Here is a 17,677-nt window from a genome sequence, read left to right as displayed (position 1 = left end):
ACGTTGACCGATGGGTGTTCTGCTTTTTTCTTGCGAAGGCGGGTGGGGCGGCGAGTAGCGCGCCGCATGGTGAGTGCGACGCAGAGCGAGGAGATCGCAAGCCGTCTCGCGGGCCGAAACGGAAATGAAAGAAACGTAGCGACGGACGGACGGGGCATGCGGAGACCGGTAGAGGGGGAAGCTGCGCGGGCGTGGTGATTTGTGGCGCGGCGCGCGGCAAAGCGGCTATTGTAGTGATATGGGGGGTGGGGTGGTTTTTTTGTGGTTCTTTGGTTGTTCCGGTTTCGCGCTGGTCTGTTGGCGTCGGGTTGGTTGTCCCGGTTTCACGCTGGTTTGCCTGGATCGTCCCTGTGCGGGACCGCACCTACTTTTCTTTGCTCGCGCAAAGAAAAGTAGGCAAAAGAAAGCGCGTTTACCTCTCGCTCCGTAGCGAGTGGCGTCTAGTATTTAACGGGTAGTGGACCGCGCACGATTTGAGTTGTCGCACCGCTTGCCTTGGTGACAAATGGTATGGACGCCTCCCCCTCGCGAGGGCTGCTGATCGAATGGTCGGGGCGCGACCAGGAAGGTGGGTTCTCGCAACCGACGGCCTCAGATGTGCCAGAGTGGAAGTTGGGCAACGTACCACTTGAGGAAGGAGAACCCAAATGAAGCTTACTCCGGTTGGTGTCGATATTGCGAAGCAGGTGTTCCAGGTCCACTGGGTTGATCCGCAAACAGGCGATGTCGTCAGCCGGCAGATCCGACGCGCCACGTTTCTGTCGCACTTTGCAAATCGCGCGCCGTGCCTGATCGGCATGGAAGCGTGTGGCGGTTCCCAGCACTGGGCGCGTCATCTGGAGCAGATGGGTCATCAGGTGAAGTTGATGCCGGGCCAGGCGGTCAAGGCGTTTGTGAGCGGTAACAAGAGCGACGTGGCTGATGCACGGGCAATCTGGACCGCGGTACAGCAGTCGGGCGTGAGGTCCGTGACGGTCAAGACTGAATCGCAGCAGGCCGTGCTGGCATTGCACCGGATGCGCCAGCAACTGATCAGGTTCCGCACGATGCAGATCAATGGATTGCGTGGGCTGCTGACGGAATACGGTGAAGTGATGGCGGTAGGCCGCGCCGCGCTGAACCGGGCGATGGCTGATGTGCTGGCGCGCCTGGAGGCGCGTTTGCCCACGATGCTGGTGGACACGCTGCGTGAGCAGTGGCAGCGGCTTGACGTTCTCGATGAGCAGATTGCGCGAATCGAACGCCGGCTCTCGGACTGGATGAAGGAAGAGCGTGCCTGCCGGCAGATCGCCGACATTCCCGGCGTCGGGCTGCTGACCGCGACCGCTGCTGTGGCGACGATGGGCGACCCCAAAGCGTTTCATTCAGGACGTGAGTTTGCGGCCTGGCTGGGTCTGGTGCCCAGACAGACCGGCACCGGTGGCAGGATCAGACTGCATGGGATCAGCAAACGCGGTGATGTGTATCTGCGCACACTGCTGATTCACGGTGCACGATCGGTGCTCGCGCGCGCGAAAGAGCCAGGCCCGTGGATCGAGCAGTTGGGCCGGCGGCGCCCGCATAACGTGGTAATCGTTGCGTTGGCCAACAAGATGGCCCGAACGATTTGGGCGCTGCTGGCGCACGGGCGTACGTACGAGAAAGGCTATGTGAGTACGCGAGCGGCGTAAGCGCTGCAATGACTGAATAAACCGGTTTTGCAGGAGATGGGATGTCAAAGGTTGCGCAAGGTAATTGAGTGTGATGGCACACAGGTCAGACCGGGACTCACCAAACCTGAACTGCCTTGCGGGCTAACAGCCCGTGTGTCAAGTGAGGCGTGAGCCAGCGGATTCCATCGAGGCCAGCGGGTTCGACCTGCAACAAGGCCGGATATAAAGCCGCAACCTTCCTGTCTACCAACACACACGAAATCCCTTGGCAAACGGGAGGCGTCCATATAAAGGCAGTCATTCGTTCCGGCTGTTCGCTCCGCGACAGCCGTTGGGCACAGCCCCGTCTTTTTCTCTCGGCGCTCTTCGCGCGCCGAACTCCGTCGGTCACAACACCCATTTTCCTGGCATGCGCCGGTCTGGTCTCACCCGCGAAATTCCAGTCCAATCAGGACGTCGAAACCATCGCGAAGACGGGCGAATCGTTTGGCGCAAACCGGGCTTTAGTCCGGACGCTGGAGTTGTCGTGAATGCTGGCGAATCGTGTGGCGTGAACGGGCTTTTAGCCGACGCAGGAACCGCCGAAAAAGCGGCCGAATGGTGTGGCGAAAACCGGGCTTCGATCCGACGCCGGAACCGTCGAGGCGGCGGGCAAATGACGTGGCGAAAATGGGTTTTTGAAGTGGGTTACCGGCGCGAAGCGGGCGGGATGTGCGGGCGCGGGCCACCATACCAGGCGGCGCGGCGACTCCAAACGTGCGCGGTCCACTACCCGAAAGTCAGTAGACGCCACTCGCTACGAAGTGGCGGTGTAAACGCGCTTTCTTTTGCCTACTTTTCTTTGCGCGAGCAAAGAAAAGTAGGTGCGGTCCCGCACAGGGACGAACCAGGCGGACCGACGCGAAACCGGGACAACTGAGAACCAAACCAAACCGAGCCAAACCAAACCGAGCCATCGCGAAACCGGGACAACCAAACCGAGCCAGACAAAAACGGTATCCCCAAGAAGCTAAAATGCCCGAACCGAACCGAACCGAAACGCGGCCAGCCCGGCGAACCCGGCCAACGGCCCGGCCAGCCGGCCAACGACAACCGCCCACCCCAAACCCAAAACCTTAAAACCCTCATGCGAATCCTACTAGTCGAAGACGACCGAATGATCGCCGAAGGCGTCCGCAAGGCACTCCGCGGTGACGGCTTCGCGGTCGACTGGGTCGAAGACGGCGAATCGGCGATCACCGCCGCCACCGGCGAAACCTACGACCTCGTGCTCCTCGATCTCGGCCTCCCGAAAAAAGACGGCCTCGAAGTGCTCCGCACGCTCCGCGCCAAAGGCCATGCGACGCCTGTCCTGATCGTCACCGCGCGCGACGCGGTCGCCGATCGCGTCAAAGGCCTCGACGCGGGTGCCGACGACTACCTCGTCAAACCATTCGATCTCGACGAACTCGGCGCCCGCATGCGCGCGCTGATCCGTCGTCAGTCGGGTCGCAGCGATTCCACGATCCGTCACGGCACGCTCACGCTCGATCCGGCTTCGCATCAGGTCACGCTCGACGGCGCGCCCGTCCCGCTGTCGGCGCGCGAATTCGCGCTGCTCGAAGCGCTGTTGACGCGTCCCGGCGCGGTCCTGTCGAAAAGCCAGCTCGAAGAAAAAATGTACGGCTGGGGCGAGGAAATCGGCAGCAATACGGTCGAGGTCTACATCCACGCGCTGCGCAAGAAACTCGGCGCGGATCTGATCAAGAACGTTCGCGGCCTCGGCTACATGATCGCAAAGGAAGCCTGAACCGATGCGTTCGATCCGTCGTCAATTGCTGTTCTGGCTGCTCGCCATCGTGTTGCTCGGCGTCGGTATCGCGGGCTGGCTCATCTACCGCCAGGCACTCGCCGAAGCCAACGAACTGTTCGACTATCAGTTGCAGGAAATCGCCGCGGCGTTGCCGTCGGAACCGTTCTCGCAGGTGCTCGGCTCGCGCGACACCAGCGACGAAGGCATCGTGCTGCAAATCTGGAATCGCAACGGCGCGCTGATGTACTACTCGCGACCGCGTGCGCCACTCGCGCCGCGCGCCGAACTAGGCTTCTCGACGGAACACACGGAGCGCGGCGACTGGCGCGTGTACGGCGCGATCGTCGGCGATAACGTCGTGCAACTGGCGCAGCCGGTATCGGTGCGCAACCGCCTCGCTGCGAACGTCGCGCTGCGCACCACGTGGCCGTTGATCGTGTTGCTGCCTTTGCTCGGCGTCGCGGTGTGGATGATCGTCGGACGCGGTTTGCGGCCGTTGCGCCGCGTCACGGGCGCACTCGATGCGCGTCATCCGGAAGCGCTCGACCCGCTGCCCGACGCGCGTTTGCCGCTCGAAGTCCAGCCGCTGGTGCGCGCGCTGAACGGCCTGCTCGCGCGTCTCGCCGCCGCGCTCGACACGCAGAAAGCCTTCGTCGCCGATGCCGCGCACGAATTGCGCACGCCGCTCGCCGCGGTGCAGATTCAGGCGCAACTGGTCGCGCGCGCGAAAGACGACGCGGCCCGCAGCGAAGCGCTCGCGGATCTGCAGGCGGGCGTCACGCGCGCCACCCGCCTCGCCGAACAGTTGCTCGCGCTGGCCCGCTCCGAACCCGACGGTTTGAAAGCCACGAAGACGGTCGATCTGCAAGCGCTGCTCGCCGATTGCGTGCTGACTTACGCGCCGCTTGCGCATGCGCGCGGCGTTGATCTCGGCGTCGTCGCGAACGAAGCGGCGCGCGTCGAAGGCGACCCGGACGCGTTGCGCGTGATGCTCAACAACCTGATCGACAACGCCACCAAGTACACGCCGGCGGGCGGTCGCGTCGACGTTTCCTTGCGCGTCGCGGACGGCCATCCGCTCGTGCAGATCGCCGACAGCGGACCGGGCATTCCGGCGGTCGAGCGCGATCGCGTGTTCGACCGTTTCTATCGCGTCGGCGCCGGGGCGCATCGCGCCCCAACCGATGTCGCGGGCAGCGGGCTCGGTCTCGCGATCGTCAAACGGATCGCGCTTCAACATCACGCGGACGTCGAACTGGCCGATGCACCGGCCGGCGGATTGCAGGTCAGCGTGCGTTTCTGACGCAGAAAAGACGTGGGAAAACGGGGCGGCCGTTGTTTAAGTCTTGTTTAAGAGACGGCCCGTACGCTTCGTTCATCCCAAGTTTCTCTCTGTGTCAGGAGTCCACGATGAATGCGAAAACCCTGAAGCGCAGCGCAGTCGGCGTTGCGGTTGCCGTTGCGCTGTCCGCTGGCTATGTGGCGGGGCATCGCAATGTGCCGGCGCCCGAAGTCATCTCGCCGGCCCAGGCCGCGATGATGCCGGCCGAAGCTGCCGCCAAGACGGGCATCCCCGATTTCTCCGGTCTCGTCGAAACCTACGGTCCGGCGGTCGTGAACATCAGCGCGAAGCACGTCGTCAAGCAGACGGCGATGCGCGGTAACGGCGGTAACGGCGGTCAGGGCGCGCAAGGCGGCAACAGCCTGCCGATCGACCCGAGCGACCCGTTCTATCAGTTCTACAAGCACTTCTTCGGCGGCGTGCCGGGCATGCAGGGCGGCGACGACGGCGGCGGCCAGGCCGATGTGCCGAGCGCAAGCCTCGGTTCGGGCTTTATCGTCAGCAACGACGGCTACATCCTGACCAATGCGCACGTCGTCGACGGCGCGAATGTCGTCACGGTGAAACTGACCGACAAGCGTGAGTTCAAGGCCAAGGTGGTCGGCTCGGACAAGCAGTCGGACGTGGCGGTGCTGAAGATCGACGCGAAAGATCTGCCCACCGTGAAGATCGGCGATCCGCGTCAGAGCAAGGTCGGTCAGTGGGTGGTTGCGATCGGCTCGCCGTACGGCTTCGACAACACGGTGACCTCGGGCATCATCAGCGCGAAGTCGCGCTCGCTGCCGAACGAAAACTACACGCCGTTCATTCAAACCGACGTGCCGGTCAATCCGGGCAATTCGGGCGGTCCGCTGTTCAACCTGCAAGGCGAAGTGATCGGTATCAATTCGATGATCTATTCGCAGACGGGCGGCTTCCAGGGGCTGTCGTTCGCGATCCCGATCAACGAGGCGATCAAGGTGAAGGACGACATCGTCAAGACGGGTCACGTGAATCGCGGACGCCTCGGCGTCGCGGTGCAAGGCTTGAACCAGACGCTGGCCGATTCGTTCGGCATGAAGACGCCTTCGGGCGCGCTGGTCAGCTCGGTCGATCCGGGCGGTCCGGCTGCGAAGGCCGGCCTGCAACCGGGCGACGTGATCCTGTCGGTCGACGGTCAGCCGGTCACCGACTCGTCGGATCTGCCGTCGCAGATCGCCGGCATCGCGCCGGGCAGCAAGGCGAAGTTGCAGGTGTGGCGCGACAAGGCCAGCAAGCAGTTCGACGTGACGATCGGCGCGTTGTCCGACGCGAAGCAGGTGGCGAGCGCCGATACGCCCGCGCAGATGCAAGGCCGCCTCGGCGTCGCCGTGCGTCCGCTCACGCCGGAAGAAAAGAGCAGCGCGTCGATCTCGCACGGCTTGCTGGTTCAGCAGGCAGGCGGTCCGGCGGCCAGCGCGGGCATCCAGCCGGGCGACGTGATCCTCGCGGTCAATGGCCGGCCGGTCACGGGCGTCGAGCAGTTGAAGCAGATGATCGCGCAGGCCGGTAACAGCATCGCTCTGCTGATCCAGCGCGACGATGCGCAGATCTTCGTGCCGGTCGATCTCGGCTAGGCAGCGCACAGGTTCCACGACGGCAATCTGGCGGGAACGTAAAACTTGCCGGCAGTCGTGGGCCCAGTGACGGTCTCCAGAAACGGCGGTGTCTTCGGACACCGCCGTTTTTGCTTTGCGCGCGCGGTTGCGAGGGTGCGCGACCGCCGACCGGGCACGCGAAATGCGTCCTCGCCATGTCCGGAATCTCCGTTGAACACCGAACAACCCGTCGACGACGCGGCGCACCCTGCGCGAGTCGCGCGACGGTTCGACCCGACAGGATCTGAACAAAGGAGCCACGCGATGAATCTCGACCTCGACCAGCCGCACCTTCCCAAACACCCGGATCGCCGTACGCGGCTCGCCATGACTGCGGCCGCTGCACTCGCCGCGGCAAGCCTGAGTTTCGCGCCCGGCGCATGGGCGCAGGCCAGCGACGTGACGGGCGGCACCACCGGCGACACGTCCAGCGCCGGCAACGACAACGGCGGTGGTCTGCCGCAAGTGCAGCAGCAGGGCGACGTGTCGTTCACGTCGGGCGGCGTCGGGCTGGATGAATCGAAAGCGCTGCTGAGTGCGCAATCGCACTGGCCGCTGTCGCTGCGCTTTACCGGCCCGGGCTCGGATTATCTGTCCGACGTGCACGTGAAGATCGTCGATGCGCATAACGGCGAGGTGCTGAACACCGCGTCGCGCGGACCGTACATGCTGGTCAAGCTGCGCCCGGGCCGCTACACCGTGCACGCGCAATACAAGGATGCCGACCAGTCCCGCAGCGTCACCGTTCCGGCCAAGGGTACGGCCAAGGCGGCGTTCCACTGGAACACCCAGTGATTGCCCGCAGAGCGTGAGGAAGGCCGCGCAATCGGCGAAAGTTTGTCCGATAATGAAGCCACGGGCCTCGCCCCGTGGCTTTTTTTGTCGTCTTCCGCCTTACGGAGCCGAGACATGAACGATGCCCCGACACCCCACCCGAATTCCGGCAGTGCGGCCGGCCATCGCATCACGATCGCGCTCAATTCCCACCGCGTGCGCGTCATCCATCAAGGCGTGACGGTCGCCGATACGACGGGCGCACTCACGCTCACCGAAACCGGCTTGCCCGACGTCGTGTATTTTCCGCGCGGCGACGTCAACATGGCACGCCTCGAACGGTCGGAACACGCGTCACATTGTCCGTTCAAGGGGGATGCGTCGTACTACCATTTGATGACAGAGGAAGGCCGCGTGGACAACGCGATTTGGTCATACGAGACGCCGCTCGACCAGGCGAAGCAGATTCGCGAATACCTCGCGTTTTATACGTCGCGGGTCGACCGGATCGATCAGACATCCTGATCGCCAGCCGCGTTTGAATGCACGGTGAAAATGCGGTGCCAGGCGCGGTGCAGAACGGAGTGGAAGTGCAGTCGCAGTACCCGGGGTGTCTCGTTGACGTTCGATTGACGGGTCGTAAAAGGTCCGGTTCGAGTTTCCGGTTTCAATGCAATTTGCCCGAAGAGGTTCGCATGGAGCTCAACGATGCGCTGCGGATTCCGCTTGCCCCCTCCGATGTCTGGGACGCGTTGCAAGACCTCGCCCTGCTGCGCGCGAGCCTCGACAACTGCGAATCCTTCCACCGTTTCGCGCACGGTGAATACGCACTGACGATGACCGTGCCGCTCGGGCCGTTGCGAGCGCGCTATGAAGTGCGCGCGCATCTCGGCGGCGCCGAATCCGCGCAGACCGACGCGCTGCACCGCAACCTGAGTTTCAAGGCGCGCGCCGACGGCCTCGGTTCGTTACGCGGCCAGCTCGACGTTTCGCTGCGCACCGACGATCACGTCGCGATGTCGATGCCGTCCACGCGGCAGGCCGCGCTCGACGCGGCGCAATCGTTTCGCGCCGGTACACGGATCGATTATTCGGTGTGGGCAACCGCAACCGGGCCGCTCGCGGAATTGCCCGCGCGTCAGATCGAAAATGCGCTTCACGATCTCGCCGACGAATTCTTCACGGAGTTTTGCGCGGTCGTGCAGGCGAAGCACGGTCAAGGGCCGAACCGCGCGCGCGGTTCGCATTCGCGTCGTCAGCACGTTTTTCTCCGGCCGATCAATCTCGGCGCGCTCGCTCGACGCTCGCGGCAATTCGACCACGGCGGCACGTTGACCGGACGCGCGACCGGCACGCTGCTCGGCGCGCGGACGCACGATCTGTCGCATCGGCCGCCGGGCGTGCATGCGGTGCCGGGTTGGGCGTGGGCGGGAATGATCTTTTTCGTCGCGCTGCTGCTGTATCTCGCGGGGCACTTCGGTTTGGGCGGTTTGGGGTGACGCGGGTTGCGCCGGGCATTCCGGCGCATGCTCGACGCGTCTGCAAGCTGATTGCAACCTGCAAGCAATCCGTTAGTTGATGGCGGGTTTGCTTTTGCCGTGAGATTTCGCGTGACCGGCGAGCCGGGCGGTTTTGTCGCCGGCTTTGCTGAAGCCCACACCGCTGAGATTGCCCGCGCCGGGCGCATCGATACGCAACGCCGGGCTCAGGCGCAACGTGTCGAACATCGCTTCGATCATCTGACGCGCGTGCTGGTCGAAGTCGAGGGAATCGGCGAGAAACAGCATGTCGCGCAACGCCCCGCCGACGAACGCATGCAGCATCGTCGCGGCGAGTCGCACGTCGAGGTCCACGGGCATCTGGCCTTTGGTGATCGCGTTGCGCAAGCCGCCTTCGATCGCGATCAACCCTTCGCGCATGTTCGCCTGATGACGCTCGCGCACTGGTCCCATCTCCTCGACCAGTTCGCACTTCAGAAACACGATCTCGAAGACGCGACGCCGTTGCGGCACGCTCGCCGTGTCGCGCAGACACAACGTGCAGATTTCGATCAGACGGCCCAACGGGTCGGGTTCGGCCGGATCCAGCGAAGCGGCCTTCAATTCATCGAGCGGTAACAGGACTCGGTCGAACATCTCGGTGAACAGGTCACCTTTATTCGCAAAGTGCCAATAGATGGCGCCGCGCGTGACGCCGGCCGCCTGGGCGATATCGGCCAGCGATGTGCGGGACACGCCTTTTTCGAAAAAAACGTGTTCGGCTGCATCGAGAATGCTGTTGCGCGTCTCCTGCGCTTCTTCTTTGGTTCTGCGGACCATATCGGTGACCTGCCGTGCCCGTCGTGCGACGGACGCTTTTAATTACGATTGAAAACAATCGGCCGGATTGTTGTGCGTCCCGTTCATCTTTGTTGCGATTTTTTGGGGTAACGGAACGCATTGCACTTTTACGTGCATTCATGGATGTATATATAATAGCACCCCATCGTCTGGATAGCCCAAGCCGTGACGACCGGTTAATATCCGTCACTGTTGCTTTCAATACGCTCATGCGCCGCGTCTGTATCGGGCGGCGTCGCGCGGCATCTCCGGGTTGGCGTTCCCGACGCGGTATCGGGATGCGCCGCATGGGTGCGCACCACGGGCTATCCGGTCTGCGTCGCAAGACGCATGTGTGCGCTGTCGTCCCCGGGGTAGGGATGCGCGCACTTTTTCATTCTCAGTCATAGACAGAGGTCGCTCCATGCGCGTCGAACGGGTTCCATTCCGCTTAATCAGTGCCGCGACGGCTGCCATCTTGCTGGCAGCATGCGGACAAAAACAATCGGCCCCGCCGCAACAGACACCTGAGGTCGGCGTCGTCACGGTCCAGCCGACAGCCGTTCCCGTCACCACCGAATTACCCGGCCGCACCAGTGCCTTCCTCGTCGCGCAAGTGCGCGCGCGGGTCGACGGTATCGTGCTGCGCCGCGAATTCACGGAAGGCACTCAGGTCAAGGCAGGCCAGCGTCTGTACAAGATCGACCCGGCGCCGTACATCGCCACGTTGAACAACGCCAAGGCAACGCTCGCGAAGGCGCAAGCCACGCTCGCCAGCGTGACCGCGCAGGCGAACCGCTACAAGGTGCTGGTCGCGGCCAACGCGGTCAGCAAGCAGGACTACGACAACGCGGTCGCGTCGCAAGGCTCGGCAGCGGCGGACGTCGCGGCCGGCAAGGCTGCGGTCGATACCGCGCAGATCAACCTCGGCTACACCGACGTGACCTCGCCCGTCACCGGTCAGATCGGGGTGTCGCAGGTCACGCCGGGCGCCTACGTGCAAGCCAGCGCCGCCACGTTGATGGCCACGGTCCAGCAACTGGATCCGGTCTACGTCGATCTGACGCAATCGAGCCTCGACGGCCTGAAGCTGCGTCGCGAGGTTCAGGAAGGCCGTCTGAAGACGTCCGGCCCGAATGCCGCGCAAGTCACGCTGATCCTCGAAGACGGTCGCACGTATTCGGAGAAGGGCAAGCTGCAATTCACCGACGTCACCGTCGATCAGGGCACCGGTTCGGTGACGATCCGCGCGATCTTCCAGAACAAGGACCATGTACTGCTGCCGGGCATGTTCGTGCGCGCACGCATCGACGAAGGCGTGAACGAGAGCGCGATCGTGGTGCCGCAGATCGGCATTACGCACGACCAGAAGGGTCAGCCTACGGCGATGGTCGTCGGTGCGGACAACAAGGTCGCGCTGCGTCAGCTGGTCACGACCACGACCTTCGGTCCGAACTGGGTGGTCGACAGCGGCCTGAAGGCGGGTGATCGCGTGATCGTGCAGGGCACCGACAAGGCGCGTCCGGGCATGGAAGTGAAGGCGGTCGACGCCAAGCTGCCGCCGGTCTTCGCATCGGATGCCGCCGCCACCTCGGGTGCCAGTGCAGCTGCAGGCGCAAGCGAAGGAGCGGCTTCGTCCGCCCCTGCCGCGAGCGGTGCGCAGCCGGCACAAGCTGCCTCCGCCGCATCGGGCGCGTAATAACAGGGAGCCTGTTTCATGGCAAAGTTCTTTATCGATCGCCCGATTTTCGCGTGGGTGATCGCCATCATCCTGATGCTCGCGGGCGTCGCGTCGGTGTTCACACTACCGATCGCGCAGTACCCGACCATCGCGCCGCCGGCCGTGCAGATCAGCGCAACGTATCCGGGCGCATCGGCGAAGACGGTGGAAAACACCGTCACGCAGGTGATCGAGCAACAGATGAGCGGTCTCGATCACTTGCTGTACCTGTCATCCACGTCGGACGATTCCGGCACGGCCACCATCACGCTGACGTTTGCTGCCGGCACCAATCCTGACATCGCGCAGGTGCAGGTGCAGAACAAGCTGCAGCTCGCCACGCCGTTGCTGCCGCAAGCGGTGCAACAGCTCGGCACGAAGGTGACCAAGTCGAGCAGCAGCTTCCTGCTGGTGATGGCGTTCGTGTCGACCGACGGCACGATGAACAAGTACGACCTCGCAAACTACGTCGCGTCGCACATCCAGGATCCGGTCAGCCGGATCGACGGTGTGGGCACGGTGACGCTGTTCGGCTCGCAGTACGCGATGCGGATCTGGCTCGACGCGAACAAGCTGACCAACTTCGGGCTCACGCCTGTCGATGTCGAAACGGCGTTGACGGCGCAGAACGTTCAGGTGGCGGGCGGTTCGCTCGGCGGTACGCCGTCGGTGCCGGGGCAACTGTTGCAGGCCACCATCAGCGAAGCCACGTTGCTGAATACGCCTGAGCAGTTCGGCAACATCCTGCTGAAGGTCAACACCGATGGTTCGCAGGTTCGCCTGAAAGACGTCTCGCGTATCGAGCTCGGCGGCGAAAACTACAACTTCGACACGAAGTACAACGGTCAGCCGACTGCCGGTTTCGGTATTCAGCTCGCCACCGGCGCGAACGCGCTGGCCACGGCGAAGGCCGTGCGCGCGAAGATCGACGATCTGTCGAAGTACTTCCCGCCGGGTCTGGTCGTCAAGTACCCGTACGACACGACGCCGTTCGTGCGCCTGTCCATCGAGGAAGTGGTCAAGACGCTGCTCGAAGGGATCGTGCTGGTGTTCCTCGTGATGTACCTGTTCCTGCAAAACCTGCGCGCGACGTTGATTCCGACGATCGCCGTGCCGGTCGTGCTGTTGGGTACGTTCGCGATCATGTCGGCGGTGGGTTTCTCGATCAACGTGCTGTCCATGTTCGGGCTGGTGCTGGCGATCGGCTTGCTGGTGGACGATGCGATCGTGGTGGTGGAAAACGTCGAGCGGGTGATGGCCGAAGAGGGCTTGTCGCCGCGTGACGCGACCCGCAAGGCGATGGACCAGATTACCGGCGCGCTGGTCGGCGTGGCGCTGGTGCTGTCGGCGGTGTTCGTGCCGGTGGCGTTCTCGGGCGGCTCGGTCGGTGCGATTTACCGGCAGTTCTCGCTGACCATCGTCGCGGCGATGGTGCTGTCGGTGCTGGTGGCGTTGATCCTGACGCCGGCACTGTGCGCCACCATCCTGAAACCGCTCGACAAGGACCACCAGGAAGCGCAAACGGGCTTTTTCGGCTGGTTCAACCGCACCTTCAACAAGAGCCGCGACAAGTATCACAACGGTGTCGCGCACGTGATCCGTCGCTCGGGTCGCTGGCTGATCATCTATCTGGTGGTGATCGTCGCGGTGGGTCTGCTGTTCGTGAAGCTGCCGAAGTCGTTCCTGCCGGATGAAGACCAGGGCACGATGTTCGTGCTGGTGCAGACGCCGTCGGGCTCGACCCAGGAAACCACCGCGCGCGCGCTGAAAGACATCTCCGACTGGCTGCTCAACGACCAGAAGGAAATCGTCGATTCCGTGTTCACGGTGAATGGCTTCAGCTTTGCCGGTCGCGGTCAGAACGCGGGTCTGGTGTTCGTCCGGATGAAAGACTACGGCGAGCGTCAGCACGCGGATCAGAAGGTGCAGGCGCTGGTCGGCCGGATGTTCGGTCACTTCGCGGGCTACAAGAACGCAATCGTGTATCCGGTCAATCCGCCGTCCATTCCGGAACTCGGTACGGCGTCGGGCTTCGACTTCGAACTCGAAGACCGTTCCGGCGTGGGTCACGAAGCGCTGATGGCCGCGCGTAACCAGTTGCTCGGCATGGCCGGGAAAGACCCGATGCTCGCGCAGGTGCGTCCGAACGGCCTGAACGACACGCCGCAGTTTACGGTGGATATCGACCACGAAAAGGCGTCCGCGCTGGGTGTGTCGCTGTCGACGATCGACCAGACGTTCTCGATCGCGTGGGCGTCCGCTTACGTGAACAACTTCCTCGATACCGACCAGCGGATCAAGAAGGTGTACCTGCAAGGCGACGCGCCGTTCCGGATGAACCCGAACAACCTGAACGACTGGTACGTGCGCAACACGGCCGGCGCGATGGTGCCGTTCTCGTCGTTCGCAAGCGGCAAGTGGGCCTACGGTTCGCCGAAGCTGGAACGTTACAACGGTATTTCGGCGGTCGAAATCCAGGGGCAGGCATCGCCGGGCAAGAGTACGGGTCAGGCCATGGTCGCGATGGAAGCGATCGCGGCGAAGCTGCCGGCCGGTATCGGTTACGAGTGGACGGGTCTGTCGTTCCAGGAACGCCAATCCGGTTCGCAGGCGCCGATCCTGTACGGCATCTCGATCCTCGTCGTGTTCCTGTGTCTCGCGGCGCTGTATGAAAGCTGGTCGATTCCGTTCTCGGTGATCATGGTGGTGCCGCTCGGCGTATTGGGCGCACTGCTGGCCGCAACCTTGCGCGGGCTCGAAAACGACGTGTTCTTCCAGGTGGGTCTGTTGACCACGGTGGGGCTGTCGGCGAAGAACGCGATTCTGATCGTGGAATTCGCCCGAGACCTGCAAACCAAGGAAGGCATGGGTCCGATCGAAGCGGCCATGGAAGCGGCGCGTCTGCGGCTGCGTCCTATCCTGATGACGTCGCTCGCGTTCATTCTCGGCGTGATGCCGCTCGCGATCAGTAACGGCGCGGGTTCGGCAAGCCAGCATGCAATCGGCACCGGCGTGATCGGCGGGATGTTGACCGCAACCTTCCTCGCGATTTTCATGATCCCGATGTTCTTCGTGGTGGTGCGTGCGAAGTTCGGCGGCGACAAGGAAGATCCGGACGAAGCGATGCGTCATTACAACGAGCATCACCCGCGTGGCGACGGTGGCTCGGGCAACGGCTCGGCCCACTAAGGACATTGAGATGCAAAAACACTCTTTGATTGCAGTGGCGGTTGCGTTCCTCGCCGCCGGCTGCACGATGGCGCCGAAGTACGAACGGCCGGCCGCGCCGGTCACCGGAACCTTCCCGCAGGGCGGCGTCTACGCGACGCAGCCCGAAGCGGCGGCCGGTGCGCCCAGCGCGAAAGGCCAATCTGCGACGGATATCGGCTGGCGCGACTTTTTCGTCGACCAGCGGCTGCAACAGCTGATCACGATCGCGCTGAAGAACAACCGCGATCTGCGCGTGTCGGTGCTGAACATTCAGGCCGCGCAGGATCAGTACCGGATCGAGCGCGCGGGTCTGTTTCCGCAGATCTCCGCGCAAGGGTCGCAGAGCAAGTCGCGCACGCCGCGCGACCTGTCGTATTTCGATCAGACCATCTCGAACACGTATTCGGTCGGTCTGAACGCTTCGTGGGAACTCGACTTCTTCGGTCGGATCCAGAGCCTGAAAGACCAGGCATTGGCGCAATATCTGTCCACCGCGCAAGCGCGCAAGGCGGCGGAGATTTCGCTGGTGTCGTCGGTGGCCGATCAGTATCTGACGGTGCTCGCGTATGACGATCAGCTGAAAGTCACGAGAGACACGCTGAAGACCGCGCAAGACTCGTACAACATCACGAAGCTGCAGTTCGACACGGGCACGGGTTCGGAACTCGATCTGCGTCAGGCGGAAACCGTGGTTCAGCAAGCCACCGCGAATCTGCAGTCGCAGATGCGTTTGCGTGCGCAAGCTGAAAACGCGCTGGTGTTGCTGGTCGGCGAGCCGTTGCCCGACGATCTCGCGCCGGGCATGCCGCTGAACGGACAGAACCTGCTGGCCGACATTCCGGCCGGTTTGCCGTCGGATCTGCTGACGCGTCGTCCGGACATCATGGAAGCCGAGCAGAGTTTGCTGGCGGCCAATGCGAACATCGGTGCGGCACGCGCAGCGTTCTTCCCGCAGATTTCGCTGACCGGCAACTTCGGCACGCTGAGCCCGACGCTCGGCGGTCTGTTCAAGCCGGGTTCGGCGGCGTGGGGCTTTTCGCCCACCATCACGCTGCCGATCTTCGAAGGCGGCCAGAACATGGCCAATCTCGATCTGGCGCACGTGCAGAAGAATATCCAGATCGCGACGTACGAGAAGGCGATTCAAACCGCGTTCCGGGAAGTGGCGGACGGTCTCGCCGCACGCGGTACGTACGATCAGCAGATTCAGGCGCTGGAGCGCAATACGTTTGCGGAACAGCGTCGTCTGGATCTGTCGGACCTGCGCTACAAGAACGGCGTGGACAGCTATCTGTCGGTGCTGACGGCACAGACCGATCTGTATTCGGCGCAACTGACGCTGATCACCGCACGGATGAATCGCCTGACGAACCTGGTCGATCTGTATCGCGCGCTGGGTGGCGGCTGGATCGAGCGGGCCGGCGAACAGCCGCGTCCGGCCGATGCGCCCGTCGATTACGGTGCGGCGAGCGCACCGGCAGCGGCGTCGGCGCCGTCGAGCGCGGGCTGATCGCTTCGACAGGCGAACCCTTCGCCCAAACAGAAACGCCACGGCATGCCGTGGCGTTTTTTTTATCTGCGCTTGAATACGCAGCCGGTCAGTTCATTGCGCTCAACTTTTGCTGCGCGATTGCGCTGCGAGCGAGAGCGCCGTGTGCGCTTCAATGCGCATCGACTGCGCGCAACCGGTCGTCGCCGATCACCGCGTCGTCGTTGCCGCGACGCTCAAGATCGTTTCCCGCACGATGAATCTCCTGCCGCGCCGCGCGTTCGCCCTTCACGCCGTTGAAGATCAGGTTCAGCACCACAGCCGACACCGACGCCAGCAAAATCCCGCTATGCAGCAGCGGCGACAACACCGGCGGCAGCTTCGCGAAGAAGTGCGGCGACACGACCGGCACGAGGCCGAGGCCGATGCTGACCGCGATGATGAACAGGTTGTGGTGATTCTTCACGAAGTCCACTTTCGACAGCACCTTGATGCCGTTCGCGGCGACCATGCCGAACATCACGATGCCCGCACCGCCGAGCACGAACGGCGGCACCGACGCCACCACTTGCGCCATCTTCGGGAAAAGGCCGAGCAGCACCAGAATCACGCCGCCCATCGCGCAGACGAAGCGGCTCTTCACACCCGTCACGCCGATCAGCCCGACGTTTTGCGAAAACGACGTATGCGGAAACGAGTTGAAGATGCCGCCGACCAGCGTGCCGAGACCGTCCACGCGCAGGCCGCGCACCAGCGCTTTCTGATCCACCGGACGATCGACCATATCGCCGACCGCGAGGAACATCCCGGTCGATTCGATGAAGGTGACGAACATCACCGTCACCATCGTCGCGATCGACAGCGGGTCGAAGTGCGGCAGCCCGAAGTGGAACGGCATCACGAAGCCGACCCACGGCGCCGACGTCACGCCTTCCATGTTGACGCGTCCGAGCATGGCCGCGATCACGAAGCCCGCGACGATGCCGAGCAGTACCGAGATATTCGCAACGAAGCCGCGGCCGAACTTGTTGATCAGCAGGATCAGCATCAGCACGACCAGCGACAGACCGAGGAAGACCGGGTTGCCGTATTCCGGATTGCCGACGCCGCCCGCGGCCCAGTTGATGCCGACGCCCATCAGCGACAGCCCGATCACCGTGATCACGGTGCCGACCACGACCGGCGGAAAGAAGCGCAACAGCTTGCCGATGGTCGGCGCGAGGAAGATGCCGATCACTCCGGCCGCGATGGTCGAGCCGAAGATGTCGAGAATGCCGAGCGACGGGTTCGTGCCGATCGCGACCATCGGGCCGACGGCGGCGAACGTGCATCCCATGATGACCGGCAGCCGGATGCCGAAGATCCACAGGCCGAGCGTCTGGATCAACGTCGCGATGCCGCACGAAAACAGGTCGGCGCTGATCAGGAACGCGATCTGGTCTTTCGGCAGCTTCAGCGCGCTGCCGACGATCAGCGGCACGGCGACCGCGCCCGCATACATGACGAGTACATGCTGGATGCCAAGCGTCAGCAACTGACCGGCAGGCAGCCGTTCGTCGCATGGATGGACCGCGTTCGATTGCATGAGTCTCACTCCTGGGTTCGTTTTCGAGTCACTCCAAGGTAAGTGGGCGAAAAAAGCGCAACAAGACTGCTGGCGGCTATTCCGGGCCTCCCGTCAGTCATATGGAATCCACCGATTTGTAAGGCGTTCGATGGCCGCGCGTGGAACATAAACGCGTCGAGGCCCGTGCAGCGGTGCCG

11 protein-coding genes and 1 pseudogene are annotated in these 17,677 nt (G+C 63.3%); 10 read left to right on the top strand and 2 right to left on the bottom strand.

Features of this window, described 5'->3' with window-relative positions; translation table 11 throughout:
• The first annotated feature begins 647 nt into the window (after positions 1-647).
• The 7 genes from PW947_RS22320 to PW947_RS22290 all read left to right on the top strand — a co-directional run bounded on the left by PW947_RS22320 (position 648) and on the right by PW947_RS22290 (position 8,675).
• Entirely contained in the window at positions 648-1,670 is a 1,023-nt protein-coding gene (locus PW947_RS22320; protein ID WP_299634578.1) for an IS110 family transposase, read from the top strand.
• 1,108 nt (positions 1,671-2,778) lie between these two features.
• A complete protein-coding gene (locus tag PW947_RS22315; RefSeq protein ID WP_299634577.1) occupies positions 2,779-3,441 on the top strand; it encodes a response regulator in 663 nt (220 codons plus the stop codon).
• 4 nt (positions 3,442-3,445) lie between these two features.
• The gene (locus PW947_RS22310; RefSeq protein WP_299634576.1) at positions 3,446-4,747 is read left to right on the top strand and encodes an ATP-binding protein; all 1,302 of its coding nucleotides are present in this window, start codon (positions 3,446-3,448) and stop codon (positions 4,745-4,747) included.
• A gap of 107 nt (positions 4,748-4,854) precedes the next feature.
• Positions 4,855-6,381: a DegQ family serine endoprotease gene (locus PW947_RS22305; protein WP_299634575.1), complete on the top strand. Its 1,527-nt coding sequence runs from the start codon at positions 4,855-4,857 to the stop codon at positions 6,379-6,381.
• A gap of 348 nt (positions 6,382-6,729) precedes the next feature.
• Entirely contained in the window at positions 6,730-7,197 is a 468-nt protein-coding gene (locus tag PW947_RS22300) for a carboxypeptidase regulatory-like domain-containing protein (protein ID WP_299634603.1), read from the top strand.
• 114 nt (positions 7,198-7,311) lie between these two features.
• Positions 7,312-7,701: a DUF427 domain-containing protein gene (locus PW947_RS22295; protein WP_299634574.1), complete on the top strand. Its 390-nt coding sequence runs from the start codon at positions 7,312-7,314 to the stop codon at positions 7,699-7,701.
• Positions 7,702-7,871: 170 nt separating this feature from the next.
• The gene (locus tag PW947_RS22290) at positions 7,872-8,675 is read left to right on the top strand and encodes an SRPBCC domain-containing protein (protein ID WP_299634573.1); all 804 of its coding nucleotides are present in this window, start codon (positions 7,872-7,874) and stop codon (positions 8,673-8,675) included.
• Between the two features lie 192 nt (positions 8,676-8,867).
• Here the strand turns inward: PW947_RS22290 and PW947_RS22285 are convergent.
• A pseudogene (locus tag PW947_RS22285) lies at positions 8,868-9,494 on the bottom strand (TetR family transcriptional regulator); the annotation flags it as partial.
• A gap of 424 nt (positions 9,495-9,918) precedes the next feature.
• Here PW947_RS22285 and PW947_RS22280 point away from each other — a divergent pair.
• Genes PW947_RS22280 through PW947_RS22270 form a run of 3 tightly spaced genes read left to right on the top strand, consistent with a single transcriptional unit; the run spans position 9,919 to position 15,934 of the window.
• Positions 9,919-11,193, top strand: coding sequence for an efflux RND transporter periplasmic adaptor subunit (locus PW947_RS22280; protein ID WP_299634571.1), 1,275 nt, complete (start codon positions 9,919-9,921; stop codon positions 11,191-11,193).
• An 18-nt stretch (positions 11,194-11,211) separates the two neighbouring features.
• Entirely contained in the window at positions 11,212-14,403 is a 3,192-nt protein-coding gene (locus PW947_RS22275; protein ID WP_299634570.1) for an efflux RND transporter permease subunit, read from the top strand.
• 10 nt (positions 14,404-14,413) lie between these two features.
• Complete coding sequence (locus PW947_RS22270) at positions 14,414-15,934, top strand: efflux transporter outer membrane subunit (protein ID WP_299634569.1); 1,521 nt, start codon at positions 14,414-14,416, stop codon at positions 15,932-15,934.
• Between the two features lie 151 nt (positions 15,935-16,085).
• Here PW947_RS22270 and PW947_RS22265 read toward each other — a convergent pair whose 3' ends face one another.
• Positions 16,086-17,498, bottom strand: coding sequence for a nucleobase:cation symporter-2 family protein (locus PW947_RS22265; protein WP_299634568.1), 1,413 nt, complete (start codon positions 17,496-17,498; stop codon positions 16,086-16,088).
• Between the last annotated feature and the right edge of the window lie 179 nt (positions 17,499-17,677).

Source organism: Paraburkholderia sp. (genome assembly GCF_028283785.1).
GTDB lineage: Bacteria > Pseudomonadota > Gammaproteobacteria > Burkholderiales > Burkholderiaceae > Paraburkholderia.
Note: the sequence above shows the minus strand (reverse complement) of the source record. Positions and strands in the feature narration are given on the sequence as shown.

Coding starts and splice junctions, on each gene's coding strand:
- PW947_RS22310 (WP_299634576.1), top strand. CDS start 3,446: ATGCGTTCGATCCGTCGTCAATTGCTGTTCTGGCTGCTCGCCATCGTG.
- PW947_RS22300 (WP_299634603.1), top strand. CDS start 6,730: ATGACTGCGGCCGCTGCACTCGCCGCGGCAAGCCTGAGTTTCGCGCCC.
- PW947_RS22270 (WP_299634569.1), top strand. CDS start 14,414: ATGCAAAAACACTCTTTGATTGCAGTGGCGGTTGCGTTCCTCGCCGCC.
- PW947_RS22305 (WP_299634575.1), top strand. CDS start 4,855: ATGAATGCGAAAACCCTGAAGCGCAGCGCAGTCGGCGTTGCGGTTGCC.
- PW947_RS22320 (WP_299634578.1), top strand. CDS start 648: ATGAAGCTTACTCCGGTTGGTGTCGATATTGCGAAGCAGGTGTTCCAG.
- PW947_RS22295 (WP_299634574.1), top strand. CDS start 7,312: ATGAACGATGCCCCGACACCCCACCCGAATTCCGGCAGTGCGGCCGGC.
- PW947_RS22275 (WP_299634570.1), top strand. CDS start 11,212: ATGGCAAAGTTCTTTATCGATCGCCCGATTTTCGCGTGGGTGATCGCC.
- PW947_RS22290 (WP_299634573.1), top strand. CDS start 7,872: ATGGAGCTCAACGATGCGCTGCGGATTCCGCTTGCCCCCTCCGATGTC.
- PW947_RS22280 (WP_299634571.1), top strand. CDS start 9,919: ATGCGCGTCGAACGGGTTCCATTCCGCTTAATCAGTGCCGCGACGGCT.
- PW947_RS22265 (WP_299634568.1), bottom strand. CDS start 17,498: ATGCAATCGAACGCGGTCCATCCATGCGACGAACGGCTGCCTGCCGGT.
- PW947_RS22315 (WP_299634577.1), top strand. CDS start 2,779: ATGCGAATCCTACTAGTCGAAGACGACCGAATGATCGCCGAAGGCGTC.